This window comes from Flavobacterium sp. PLA-1-15 (genome assembly GCF_049060005.1).
In the GTDB taxonomy this organism is placed as follows: domain Bacteria; phylum Bacteroidota; class Bacteroidia; order Flavobacteriales; family Flavobacteriaceae; genus Flavobacterium.
Genome location: NZ_JBMGQS010000004.1, coordinates 129295 through 141777 on the forward strand (window position 1 = coordinate 129295; position 12483 = coordinate 141777).

12 protein-coding genes are annotated in these 12483 nt (G+C 35.2%); 3 read left to right on the forward strand and 9 right to left on the reverse strand.

Translation table 11 applies throughout. From position 1 onward, the window contains the following. From coaE to ACI6PS_RS04965, 3 genes are all read left to right on the forward strand, one after another. Positions 1-585 (forward strand): dephospho-CoA kinase, encoded by a 585-nt coding sequence (coaE, locus tag ACI6PS_RS04955; RefSeq protein ID WP_421011444.1) that lies wholly within the window; start codon positions 1-3, stop codon positions 583-585. Between the two features lie 72 nt (positions 586-657). Then, positions 658-2244, forward strand: a complete 1587-nt coding sequence (locus tag ACI6PS_RS04960; RefSeq protein WP_421011445.1) for a sensor histidine kinase — start codon at positions 658-660, stop codon at positions 2242-2244. Positions 2245-2247: 3 nt separating this feature from the next. Further along, the gene (locus tag ACI6PS_RS04965) at positions 2248-2970 is read left to right on the forward strand and encodes a response regulator transcription factor (RefSeq protein ID WP_421011446.1); all 723 of its coding nucleotides are present in this window, start codon (positions 2248-2250) and stop codon (positions 2968-2970) included. Between the two features lie 259 nt (positions 2971-3229). Here the strand turns inward: ACI6PS_RS04965 and ACI6PS_RS04970 are convergent, their stop codons facing one another. The 9 genes from ACI6PS_RS04970 to ACI6PS_RS05010 all read right to left on the reverse strand — a co-directional run bounded on the left by ACI6PS_RS04970 (position 3230) and on the right by ACI6PS_RS05010 (position 12414). Further along, complete coding sequence (locus ACI6PS_RS04970) at positions 3230-3970, reverse strand: acyl-[acyl-carrier-protein] thioesterase (protein WP_421011447.1); 741 nt, start codon at positions 3968-3970, stop codon at positions 3230-3232. Continuing rightward, entirely contained in the window at positions 3970-4884 is a 915-nt protein-coding gene (gene miaA / locus ACI6PS_RS04975) for a tRNA (adenosine(37)-N6)-dimethylallyltransferase MiaA (RefSeq protein WP_421011448.1), read from the reverse strand. Before miaA ends, ACI6PS_RS04970 begins: the two co-directional genes overlap by 1 nt. A 235-nt stretch (positions 4885-5119) precedes the next feature. Then, positions 5120-5944: an ion transporter gene (locus tag ACI6PS_RS04980; protein WP_421011449.1), complete on the reverse strand. Its 825-nt coding sequence runs from the start codon at positions 5942-5944 to the stop codon at positions 5120-5122. A 60-nt stretch (positions 5945-6004) separates the two neighbouring features. After that, positions 6005-7366: an exonuclease domain-containing protein gene (locus ACI6PS_RS04985; RefSeq protein WP_421011479.1), complete on the reverse strand. Its 1362-nt coding sequence runs from the start codon at positions 7364-7366 to the stop codon at positions 6005-6007. A 66-nt stretch (positions 7367-7432) separates the two neighbouring features. Then, positions 7433-8086 carry a YggS family pyridoxal phosphate-dependent enzyme gene (locus tag ACI6PS_RS04990; protein ID WP_421011450.1) on the reverse strand — a complete coding sequence of 218 codons (654 nt, stop codon included), beginning with the start codon at positions 8084-8086 and terminating at the stop codon, positions 7433-7435. Between the two features lie 83 nt (positions 8087-8169). Beyond that, the gene (locus tag ACI6PS_RS04995; protein WP_421011451.1) at positions 8170-9387 is read right to left on the reverse strand and encodes a DUF1015 domain-containing protein; all 1218 of its coding nucleotides are present in this window, start codon (positions 9385-9387) and stop codon (positions 8170-8172) included. A gap of 69 nt (positions 9388-9456) precedes the next feature. After that, positions 9457-10344 carry a 3-hydroxybutyryl-CoA dehydrogenase gene (locus ACI6PS_RS05000; protein WP_421011452.1) on the reverse strand — a complete coding sequence of 296 codons (888 nt, stop codon included), beginning with the start codon at positions 10342-10344 and terminating at the stop codon, positions 9457-9459. Positions 10345-10420: 76 nt separating this feature from the next. After that, the gene (locus ACI6PS_RS05005) at positions 10421-11437 is read right to left on the reverse strand and encodes a PDDEXK nuclease domain-containing protein (protein WP_421011453.1); all 1017 of its coding nucleotides are present in this window, start codon (positions 11435-11437) and stop codon (positions 10421-10423) included. Positions 11438-11448: 11 nt separating this feature from the next. After that, positions 11449-12414, reverse strand: coding sequence for a Gfo/Idh/MocA family protein (locus tag ACI6PS_RS05010; RefSeq protein WP_421011454.1), 966 nt, complete (start codon positions 12412-12414; stop codon positions 11449-11451). Positions 12415-12483 lie beyond the last annotated feature (69 nt).

Sequence of the window (12483 nt, forward strand, 5' to 3'; positions counted from 1 at the left end):
ATGACAAAAATAATAGGCCTCACAGGCGGTATTGGAAGTGGTAAAACAACAATTGCTAAAAAGTTTCAAGCACTAGGTGTTCCTGTCTACATTGCCGATACAGAAGCAAAGAAAATAATGGAATTCCCAGAAACAATCCAATCGGTTGTGGAAGAATTTGGAACTTCAATTATAGAAAATGGATCTATAAGCAGGCAAAAACTGGCCGAAATTGTTTTTGAAAATCCTGAAAAACTTCAAAAATTAAACAGCATTATACATCCTTTAGTTAAAAAACATTTCGATGAATGGGTTGAGCAAAAAAGTGATTTTGATTTTATAATTAAGGAGGTCGCTATTTTATTTGAAAGTGGAAGTTATAAAGATTGTCATAAAATTATTACAGTTGTTGCGCCATTTGATTTAAGAATTGAAAGAGTTTTGAAAAGGGACAATTCTGATTATGAATCGATTATGAATCGAATTCAAAACCAATGGACAGACGAAATGAAAATTGCAAAAAGCGACTTTGTCATTGAGAATATCGACATAGAAAAAGCATATAAACAGGTGGATGCCATTTATATGGAATTGAAAAATATGTAAAAATAATGAAAGGTGTTAATGTTTGGTTAATGTATTAATAGGCCAAGTGTTAAAATGTTAATTTTGTGATGTATGAATAAGACATTGTTTCGCTTACTGGTTTTTTTAATGAGCCTTTCCTTGATAGGGATTATTCTGGTTCAGTTGTATTTGATCAATACATCTTTTAAGAATAACGAAGAGCAATTTAAATACCATGTAAAGCAAGTTGTTGGGAATGTTGCTGATAATTTAAAAGAACAAGAAGTTTACACGATTCTTAACCAGTATAATATTCTAAAGGAAAAAAAAGGTAAAGATCCGACGGAAACGGAATTATTAGATTTTATCTTAGTTCAAAAGAACAAAGTTACCAATAAGACGATAATCTATTCAAACAGCATAACGTCAGAAGATTACAATATTAATCTTTCGGTCTTTGATAAAAAAAGTGATACTTTAAGAAAAGTTCAAAATTTTATTTCCAAAAGTAAAACAGAAATTTATTCTGGAGGTTCACTTGATAAATCGGAAATTCAGCACAGTACAACACCCGACATTACAATTCAGCAATCGGGAAGTATGGAGCTTTTGGATAAGGCTCAATTTGAAATATTTTTTAAAGGGATAACAGAAACAAAACCTTTAAAAGACAGAATTACAAAAGAAAGATTACATCAAATACTAAAGAAGGAATTAAAGCTTTATGATGTAGAAACGCCTTTTGAATTTGGGATTTACAGCAATGGTTTGGCTACAAAAATAAAATCGGATAAGTTCAAGTTTGATAAGAATTCAACATTTTCGATACCCGTTTTTGCAGACACAGACGGAAAAAGTAAGTTTCAGCTTTTAGTGAGTTTTCCTGAAAAAAAGAAGTTTCTATTTTCAGAATTGATTGGAATAACAACATTGTCGATAGTTTTTACACTGATTATCATAATCGCATACAGCAGTGCTTTGAACCAGTTGATAAAACAGCGTCAGATTTCAGAAATCAAGACCGATTTCATCAACAATATGACGCATGAGTTCAAAACACCAATTGCAACGATAAATCTGGCACTGGATGCCATAAAAAATCCAAAAATTATTGAAGATCGGGAGAAAACACAACGTTATCTCCAAATGATTCGGGATGAGAACAAACGAATGCACGCTCAAGTCGAAAATGTATTGAGAATTTCAAAACTCGAAAAACGAGAACTGGATATAAGCAAGGAATCAACAGATATTCATGAAATTGTAGAAGATGCAATCGAGCACGTAAATTTGATTATCGAAGACAGGCAAGGCACTATAAAAACACATTTTGAAGCCACAAGAAATTCCGTTCTATTAAATGATGTTCACTTTACAAATGTTATAGTAAATATCTTGGACAACGCCATAAAATATTCGCCAGAAGCACCAAAAATTGATGTTTACACAGAAAATGTCAAAGACTTTGTCATCATAAGGATAAAAGATCAAGGTGCAGGAATGGGAAAAACAGCCCAAAAAAGAATTTTCGAAAAATTCTATCGCGAGCATACAGGAGATATACATAACGTAAAAGGCCATGGTCTTGGACTTGCTTACGTAAAGAGAATAATAGACGACCACAACGGTCAAATTGCTGTAGAAAGTGAAAAAGGGAAGGGTAGCACCTTCATAATAAAATTACCATTAATAAATTAAAATATGGAAACTGAAAACAAAAAAATCCTTTTAGTAGAAGACGACCCAAATTTCGGATCAATTTTAAAAGATTACTTAATCTTAAACGATTTCGAGGTAACGCTTGCTAAAAATGGAATGGAAGGGTTTGAAAAGTTCAAAAAAGATACTTTTGATTTGTGTATTCTAGATGTTATGATGCCATACAAGGACGGATATACTCTTGCAAAAGAAATCAGAGAAAAAAACAAGGAAATTCCACTTATTTTCCTAACAGCAAAGTCTATGAAGGACGATGTTTTGAAAGGATACAAAGTAGGAGCCGATGACTACCTCAATAAACCATTCGATTCAGAAGTTTTGTTGATGAAGATCAGAGCAATCATTCAAAGAAAAGCATCAGAAGTAAAAACTGACGCCACTAAATTTGAATTCGAAATTGGAAATTTCCACTTAAATTCAAAACTACGTTTCCTAACATTCAAAAAAGAAGAACCAATAAAACTTTCTCCAAAAGAGAATGAACTATTGAAAATGTTAGCCATTTATGAAAACGATTTAATGCCGAGAGAACTTGCCCTAACAAAAATCTGGAGAGACGACAACTACTTCACGTCAAGAAGTATGGATGTTTACATCGCCAAACTGAGAAAATACCTAAAACAGGACGAAGAGGTAGAAATCCTCAACATTCACGGAGAAGGTTTCAGATTGGTAGTAAAAAACAAGCCAGCTGCAACAGAATAAATTAAGAGAAGCTTCGAGAAATCGGAGCTTTTTTTATGCTTTTTTAGAAGCTATTCCAGCTTTCCGTTTCAAGTTTTTTTCAAACCTCCTTTTTTGCTAAAATAAAAAAGAGCTTCCGTTGGTCGCTTTTTTTATTTTGCAAAAAATGTCGGTTTTTCAAAAAAGCTTTCCACTACAATCTGGGCTAGTAAGTATATTACCGAAAGAGATTGTGAGAGATTAAAATAAATCATTCAAATCCTTTAATCTGTGGCATTATTTATTTGTATTGAACTTCTAAAGCAAAACAAGTTTTTTCATCTTTCAAAATAGCATAAGTTGAGCTGTTTTCATTTTTAAAAGACTTGATAGAAACTTCATCATTCAGTATCAATTCCTTCATGAAGTTCATATCAATAGTAGAAATCTTCTGCTTCAAAATCGTTTTGTAATCCAGTAAATCCAGGCACCATTCCAGATATTTCACATTATTTACATGGTTCACAATATCCAAATCAGAAAGTACGACTTTTCTATTGTTCACATTTTTCATATCCTCATACAAGTCAACTTTCTTCACTCTTTCCAAAGTTGAAAAGCGTTCCGGAAATTTTTCAAAATGCTCATGTGGTAAAGCTAGAGCTTCCGGTCTACGGATTTTTGTATTGAAAACGGCCCAAAAAGTTTCGCAACCAATCAGCTTCTTATTACCGACCCATAATTCCAAAGCCCTTACAGAACGCGAGTTTTCTAGGGAAACAATCCAGGTTTTCACCGTAACAATATCCCTCCATTTTGGTAGCGATTCAATCTCAAGACGCATCCTGCTCATCACCCAAGCCTGATTGAATTCCTGCATATCGGTAAAACTGATTCCACCCACTTCTGCATGATCACCAGCGGTCAATTGTAAAATATTACACAAGTCGGTATATTTTAAATAGCCATTTGGCGTGCATTGCGTAAAGTTGATTTCCCAGTCTTTGCTGAAAACAGATGTAAAATTTTGAGCTATTGGCATTACTTTTCTTTTATATAATCAATAATTTTTGCGAAGTCAGTTTTATAATCAAACCATTTTGCATTTTCCGTTCTTTTGAACCACGTCATTTGTCGTTTTGCAAAACGGCGGGTATTTTTTTTGATTTCTTCAATGGCGAAATCCAAGGTGAAATCTCCATCAAAGTAACTGAATAACTCTCGATATCCAACAGTTTGTAAGGCGTTCAAAGTTTTATTTGGATATAATTTTTTTGATTCTTCCAATAAACCAGCTTGCATCATCATATCAACACGAAGATTAATTCGATCATACATTTCTAGTCTGTCAGCTTCCAAACCAATAATTATTGGTGTAAAATTTCTAGGATTTTTTTTCTGATTCAAGAAAGAAGAATAAGGCTTTCCTGTTCCAATGCAAACTTCTACAAAACGCATCATACGTTGTGGATTCTGTAAAGTCTGAGGATTTTCTTTTGATATTGAATTGAAATAATCGTTATCCAATTTTTGTAATTTTTGCTGTAGAAATTCAATTCCAAATTCTTCATAATTTAGGTTGACTTCTTCTCGAACGGAACTGTCGATTTCTGGAAAATAATCAAACCCTTTTAAAATAGCATCAACGTACAGTCCTGAACCACCAACAAGAATCGCATAATCATTGGTTTGATACAGGTCATCCAATTTAGCAAGCGCCTCCTTTTCAAAATCGCCAACGGTATAATTTTCAAAGATGGATTTGTTCTGTATAAAGTGATGTGGGGCAGAAGCTAACTCCTCTTTTGAAGGAACGGCCGTCCCAATTTCCATTTCTTTGAAAAACTGGCGTGAATCACAGGAAATGATTTCGCAATTGAAATGGTTGGCCAGCTTGATGCTCAAAGCTGTTTTCCCGATGGCTGTAGGGCCAATGATGGTGATTAATTTCTTCATTAAAGCAAAGTTACCTTTTATGCTACGGTTTTGAAAATTCTGCTGTTGATTTTTAAAATAATCTTCCTTTGTTGCACTGATTAGCCCGGATGGAAACGGAAATCCCGGAATTTCAAAAGCTAGTTTTTCTTGAAAGAAAAGAGCGACCAACGGAAGCTCCTTTTATGGCTTAGAAAAACAGCTTTTGAAATGAGGAATTGTAGTGTAGAGCCGGATTAGCTACTTGGAAAAGCAATTAATCGTTTAAGGAATGTCCACAGTTATAGCAAAATCCTGCGTCGTTACGATGATGATCGGCACTGCAATTAGGACAAACTTGTGTGTTATCGTGTATGGTTTTGTCTCTCGACATGAATTCGGCCGTGACCAGACCTGTTGGAACTGCAATGATACCGTAACCTAGAATCATGATGATGACTGAAACGAATTGACCGAAAGGAGTTTGTGGAGTGATGTCGCCAAAACCAACGGTAGTGAGGGTTACGATGGTCCAATAGATGCCCATCGGGATACTAGTAAAACCATTTTCAGGACCTTCAATCATGAACATTATGGTTCCTAGAATGATGCAGAGCACAATGACGTTGAACAAAAAGACGGCAATTTTAAGCTTAGCTTTTTTCAAGGCAACCACTAATTGATTTGAGGCACCAACAAAATGACCCAGTTTTAAAATCCTGAAAACACGTAGTAAACGTATGGCTCGAATGGAAAGCAAAAAGTGTAATCCTGGAAAAAGCAAATCGATATAAGCTGGCAAAGTCGCGAGCAGATCAATTAACCCATACGTGCTGAAAATATATTTGAGAGGTCGCTTAACGGCAATGATCCGGGCGATGTATTCCATCGTGAAAAAAATGGTGATGACCCATTCAATTATTTCAAGTTCCTTGCCATATTTGCTGTAAACCCCGGCCATACTTTCGAGCATAACCGCAACGATGCTGATGACAATGAGTACAAGAAGAAACAAATCGAAAAGTTTCCCGAAAGGAGTATCGGCTTCATAAATGATTTCGTGAAGCTTTTTTCTTATGTGTTCTTTTTTTGAAATTTCCAAAGCAAGTTTTTTATTATCAAATTTAGTAAAACTTAAAATGATATGATGCAATTGGTAACTTTAAAAACGAACTATTTTGTGGTGTTTGCTTTTTTTGAGATAACCTAAAATAATGTTTTTTGAATCTCGGTTGCTTGGAAGTGGCGTAATGATATTTTTGAGCACTTCTGTATTGCTGATCTGATAGTTCAAATCATAAAAGGCATAGCCCAGAAGCATTCCGTTTTCGAGGACAACTGCACTTTTTTCCTGTAGATTTCGACCCCTTTCAATGATGATCATGTTTTGATTCTGATAGTCGTTGTTTTCAAGAAAATCAGTTGCACGAATATTGTAGTCTTCGGCAGATTCCTTTTGGATACAAGCGCCGTTGCATTGTTGGATTTGATACGGAAAGCAATTCGTTTTTGGAGTATCAAGTCCATTTATTTTCTGACACAAATTGTATTTTTCGGTAATTTGAAATAATTTGTTTTGTGCTTCCTGATGCGTTGCGAATGACGCTATTTCTTTTTTGCGTAAATCAGATTTTTCTAGAGTCACGGCCAAATAACCGTTGTTGTCTATTTTAGAATACAACGACCATGGAAAAACCATCTTTCGAAGAGCTCTGTTGTAGATAGGTTTGTTGACTTTTATTTCTTCGGATTCTTTTAGTAGTGCAATCAGCTCACTACCCGTTTCTTCGAAAGAAACATCAAAAACTTCGGCTTGGATTTTTTTACATTTTCGAGCCGATCCGGTAAAATGCTGGTTGACTCTTTTCTTAATATTTCGACTTTTACCGATGTAGATAATATCGCCATTCTCTTTGTGGATGTAATAGATTCCAGTTGTAGAGGGCAGTTTCGAAACAATATCCAGCAGTTTTGGCTCCAGTTTTTTTTCGACTTCGGTCTTGATAAAGGTTTTTACGATTTCCTTTTCCAAGTCTTTATCCAAAAGCATCTTGAATAACTTTACCGTTGCCAATGCATCGCCAGAAGCTCGATGTCTGTCGGCCATTGGGATTCCGAGTGCACGAACCAATTTTCCTAAACTGTACGACGGCTGTTCTGGAATTAGTTTTTTAGCCAATTCAACAGTACAAAGGTTTTGCTTTTCAAAATTATACCCCAAACGAGAAAATTCGGTGCGAAGGATTCGGTAATCAAATTGAGCATTGTGGGCTACAATTATCGTGTCTTGGGTAATTTCTATAATGCGTTTCGCAACTTCATAGAATTTTGGAGCACTTTGCAACATCGCGTTATTGATGCCCGTCAATTTGACCACAAAAGGTTGTATGGGCTTTTCGGGATTTACCAAACTAATAAATTGATCGACAATCTCGTGTCCGTCGAATTTATAAATGGCAATTTCCGTGATTCCTTCTTCGTTGAATTGGCCTCCAGTGGTTTCTATGTCGAGTATGCTGTAAATATTCTTAAATTTAAAAGTTTACGGTTTAAGAGGTTTTTGCGAAGTCTTTTCTCTTTCTTCTTGTTTCTATTTTCTTCCTCCAAAGATACTACTTCCAATCCGAATCATTGTACTTCCACTGTCAATTGCAAGTTGATAATCTCCGGACATTCCCATTGAGAGAATTGAAAAGTTAGAATTTAGAATTGAGATTTTCTCAAAAATCGATTTTAAATGAAGGAATTCCTTTTTAATTTGGTTTTGGTTTTCAGTGAACGTTGCCATTCCCATCAAGCCTTTTATTTTAATGTTTTTTAGATTTTTAAATTTTTCAGAATTTAGTAAATCGTTCAATTCTGTTTCGTCCAATCCGAATTTTGTGTCTTCTTCGGCAATATGAATTTGTAAAAGACATTCAATAATTCTTTCGTTTTTTAAAGCCTGTTTATTAATTTCTTCCAATAATTTCAAGGAATCAACGCCGTGAATTAAATCAACAAACGGAGCAATAAGTTTAGCCTTTTTCGATTGCAAATGACCAATAAAATGCCACTGAATATCTTGTGGAAGTTGCTCATGTTTCTCAACTAATTCCTGAACATAATTTTCTCCAAAGATTCGCTGACCAGCTTCGTAAGCTTCCAACAAATCTGAAACAGGTTTTGTTTTTGAAACAGCAACAAGAGTTACATTTTCCGGAAGCGAAGATTTTATTTCGAGTAGGTTATTTTTTATTGACATTTTTTTTAAAATTATCGAATTATCGAATTATCGAATTATCGAATTATCGAATTATCGAATTATCGAATTATCGAATTATCGAATTATATTTCATAAACCACTAATCCACTTCTAAACTTCGGGTCAATGTAGGTGCTTTTTGGGGGCATAATCAAGTTGTTATCTGCTAATTCTTTTATTTCAGAAATATCGGTAGGGTAAAGCATAAATCCTAAGGCAAATTCACCTTCATCCACAACTTCTTTGATGGTGATAATGGATTGCTTTCCAGGAATGTAATCAATTCGTTCGTCGTTTCGTAAATCTTGGATGCCCAAAATTGGTTTCAAAACTTTCTCGTATAAAATCTGAGCATCCAAACGTTCTAAAACGGATGTGAAACTGTGTTCGTCCTTTAGGGTCAACGAATAAAATTCACCATCCAAATACATTCCAAATTCGAATTTTTTGGTCGGTTTCCAAAGCTCTTGTTCTTTGTTTTTGAGCCAAAAACTTTCGGATAATTTATTGAGAAATTCTTCTTTTGAATGTCCGTTTAAATCGTGTATGATTCGGTTGTATTCATAAATTTTTACGTTGCTTTCGGCAATCAAAAAACTCATGAAATAGTTCAGGTTTTCATTTCCGGAAACTTTGTCTTCTTCATATAATAATTCTGCAGAAGCCGAACGGTGATGTCCATCGGCAATATACAAATCGCCAATTTCGTTGAATTTTTCCTGAAGCCAAGCAATTTCATTTTCATCTTCAATTTTCCAAAGGATGTGCTTTTCTCTTTTGGTAGTTGAAAATTCGTAAAGCGAATCGGTTTGTTTTTTATCCGAAATCCAGTTAGTTAATTCTTGATTATCCGGATAGGTTACTAAAACGGGTTCGGTATTGAAACCAGTTTGATGTAGATAATCCTTGAAGAGTTCTACACGATATTGCAACGTATCTTCGTGTCTTTTGATGACATTATTTTGGTAATCTTCAATGGAAGTTCCAGCGATAATTCCGGTAAAAGTTTGGATTTTGGTTTGGATTTCGTAGATGAAAAAAACAGGTTTTTCTTCTTTTATCAAAACTACTTCTTCTTTAAAGTCGTTGTATTTCTGGGCAACCAATTTAAACCTTTTTTCAAGTCCTATTTTTTGCTGGTTGACATATGCCGGATTCAAAACGTGCAAAAACGAAAACGGATTAAAATCCAACTGCGAAGCCAATTCTGCTGGAGAATATTCGTCGTAAGAGCGCGAAGTTACCAAGCTGACTTTGTCGCGGGTTGGTCGGACTGCTTTGAAAGGGATTATTTTGCTCATTTTGGGCATTAGGCAATGGGCATTAGGCAAGAGTACGAAACTTTTGCCTAATGGTTTTTGCCTCTTTACTTAATTAAATTGTTTTGCTACTTTTTCAGCTTTTTTACTTTCGGAATAATCATAGAATCCTTCGCCAGATTTCACGCCTAATTTTCCGGCGCGAACCATATTCACTAAAAGTGGGCAAGGGGCATATTTTGGATTTTTGAAGCCTTCATACATCACGTTCAGAATTGCCAAACAAACGTCAAGACCAATAAAATCAGCCAATTGCAACGGTCCCATTGGATGTGCCATTCCTAATTTCATTACCGTATCGATTTCATAAACCCCTGCAACACCGTTGTATAACGTTTCGATAGATTCGTTAATCATCGGCATCAAAATTCTGTTGGCCACAAAACCTGGATAATCGTTCACTTCAACCGGAGTTTTGCCTAGTTTTTCAGACAAATCCATAATGGTTTTGGTCACTTCGTCAGAAGTATTATAACCGCGGATGATTTCGACCAATTTCATAATCGGCACCGGATTCATAAAGTGCATTCCAATAACACGTTCAGGATGAGCGACAACAGCCCCAATTTGCGTGATGGAAATCGATGAAGTATTGGTTGCCAAAATCGTGTTGTGTGAACAAGCTTCGTTTAATTGCTTGAAAATGTTCAGTTTCAATTCCACGTTTTCGGTTGCAGCTTCCACAACCAAATCAACACCAACAACGCCGTCTTTGATGTCGGTATAGGTGATGATATTGCTGATGGTTTTCATCTTATCGTCTTCAGTGATGGTTCCTTTTGTAACCATCCTGTCCAAATTTCCGGCGATTGTTGCCATTCCTTTGTCCAGCGATTTTTCTGAAACGTCGATTAATTTTACGGTGAATCCGCTTTGCGCGAACGTGTGGGCGATTCCGTTACCCATTGTTCCTGCTCCGATTACGGCTATGTTTTTCATTTTTATTTATTAAAAGATTTAAAAATTTTAGGATTGAAATGTTTGAAACATTAAGGGATTAAGTTCCGTTAAGTTTTTAGTTGTCTTGATTATTTTGGATATTAATATTGTTTATTTCTTTTCTGATTTCGGTAAGTAATTGTTCTTCTGAAGGCAGAATTAATTTGTATTGACTTGCTAGAATAGTTTGGTTTGTTTCTGGCAAGGAGAATTTTACGACTGCGTTATTTTTATCAGCACAAAGTAAAATTCCTATGGTTGGCTTTTCATGTTCGAGTTTTTCTATTCGGTCATAATAGTTGACATACATCTGTAATTGGCCTAAATCTTCGTGTGTTAATTTATGTGTTTTGATTTCGAAGATGATGGAACATTGCAGAATTCTATTGTAAAAAACCAAATCGATCAAAAAGTCATCACCATCAAGATGGATTCTTTTTTGTCGGGAAACAAAGGAGAATCCGTTGCCCAATTCCAAAAGAAAATCTTGTAAATGTGTGATTATCGCTTGCTCTAAATCTTTTTCATAATAAGCGGATTCGCGTCTTAATCCGAGAAATTCTAAAACCATTGGGTCTTTTATAATTTCCGATGGATTTGTGGGAAGTTTTTCATTTCGGGCAACTGCCAAAACACTTTCTTTATCATTACTCAATAATAAACGCTCAAATAATTGGCTGTTTATTTGTCGTTCCATTTGACGAACAGACCAATTATTTTTTACAGTTTCGGCAATATAATATTCTCTTTTGTGATCGTCATTTAGGCGAATCAGGATTTTGTAATGTGTCCAACTCAATTGCGAACGCAGCGAGTTCGCAATTGGAAAAGTTCTGTAAAATTGACGCATTAATTCTAATTGGCGGTAGGAAAAACCGCTTCCATACTCAGGTTGAAGTTGCTCTGAAAGGTATTTAATTAGATAATTCCCGTATTCGGCACGTTCTTTTCCTTGCTGTTCCTCGTTGAAAATACGTTCGCCAATATACCAATATAATAACGTTCTCTGAAAATCAACAGAACGAACTGCCGTTTCTCTCGCGTTTGCAATAAGATTTTTTATTTCGAGGAGAAGATTATTATTGGTTAGCATCAATTAGAAGATTACTTTTTAAAACAATCAATAATTTGATACGCAACTCGCAAAGCGTCCGTTCCATCTTCTAAAGTCACGATTGGTCTAGTATTATTGTTGATGGCATCGGCAAAAGTTTCCAATTCATCCAAGATGGCATTGTTATTTTCCACATCTGGATTGTCAAAATAAATTTGTTTTTTTACACCTTCAGCATTTTGCAAAATCATATCAAAATCGCCTGGGACTTCCGGAGCGTCTTTCATTTTTACGACTTCGCATTTCTTTTCAAGGAAATCTACAGAGATGTAAGCGTCTTTTTGAAAGAAGCGTGACTTACGCATATTTTTTAAGGAAATTCTGCTTGAAGTCAAATTCGCAACACATCCATTTTCGAACTCAATTCGAGCATTGGCAATATCTGGAGTGTCTGAAATTACAGAAACGCCACTTGCGTGAATATTTTTTACGGGAGATTTTACAACGCTCAAAATAGCATCGATATCGTGAATCATCAAGTCTAAAACAACAGGAACATCAGTTCCTCGAGGATTGAATTCTGCTAAACGATGTGTTTCAATAAACATCGGATTAATGATGTCATTTTTCACTGATTTGAAAGCAGGATTGAAACGTTCAACATGACCAACTTGACCTTTTACATTGTATTCTTTCGCTAAAGCGATGATTTCTTCGGCTTCTTCAACTGTATTTGAAATTGGCTTCTCAAGAAAAATATGTTTGCCCGATTTGATTGCGACTTTCGCACATTTATAGTGCGATAGCGTTGGAGTTACAATATCAACCACATCAACGGCATGAATCAGCTTGGCAATGGTATCGAATTTTGTGTAACCAAATTCCTTGGCTACTTTTTCGGCATTTTCCTGATTAGGGTCGTAAAAGCCTACCAATTCGTACTTTTCGGATTGTTGTAATAATCGCAAATGAATTTTTCCTAAGTGACCGGCACCTAATACTCCAACTTTTAGCATATAAATGTATTTTGAACAAAAATAGTATTAATTGTTTAAAGTCGAAAGTCTTAAAGTGATAAAGTCGAA

Coding starts and splice junctions, on each gene's coding strand:
- coaE (WP_421011444.1), top strand. CDS start 1: ATGACAAAAATAATAGGCCTCACAGGCGGTATTGGAAGTGGTAAAACA.
- ACI6PS_RS04960 (WP_421011445.1), top strand. CDS start 658: ATGAATAAGACATTGTTTCGCTTACTGGTTTTTTTAATGAGCCTTTCC.
- ACI6PS_RS04965 (WP_421011446.1), top strand. CDS start 2,248: ATGGAAACTGAAAACAAAAAAATCCTTTTAGTAGAAGACGACCCAAAT.
- ACI6PS_RS04970 (WP_421011447.1), bottom strand. CDS start 3,970: ATGCCAATAGCTCAAAATTTTACATCTGTTTTCAGCAAAGACTGGGAA.
- miaA (WP_421011448.1), bottom strand. CDS start 4,884: ATGAAGAAATTAATCACCATCATTGGCCCTACAGCCATCGGGAAAACA.
- ACI6PS_RS04990 (WP_421011450.1), bottom strand. CDS start 8,086: ATGTCAATAAAAAATAACCTACTCGAAATAAAATCTTCGCTTCCGGAA.
- ACI6PS_RS04995 (WP_421011451.1), bottom strand. CDS start 9,387: ATGAGCAAAATAATCCCTTTCAAAGCAGTCCGACCAACCCGCGACAAA.
- ACI6PS_RS05000 (WP_421011452.1), bottom strand. CDS start 10,344: ATGAAAAACATAGCCGTAATCGGAGCAGGAACAATGGGTAACGGAATC.
- ACI6PS_RS05005 (WP_421011453.1), bottom strand. CDS start 11,437: ATGCTAACCAATAATAATCTTCTCCTCGAAATAAAAAATCTTATTGCA.
- ACI6PS_RS05010 (WP_421011454.1), bottom strand. CDS start 12,414: ATGCTAAAAGTTGGAGTATTAGGTGCCGGTCACTTAGGAAAAATTCAT.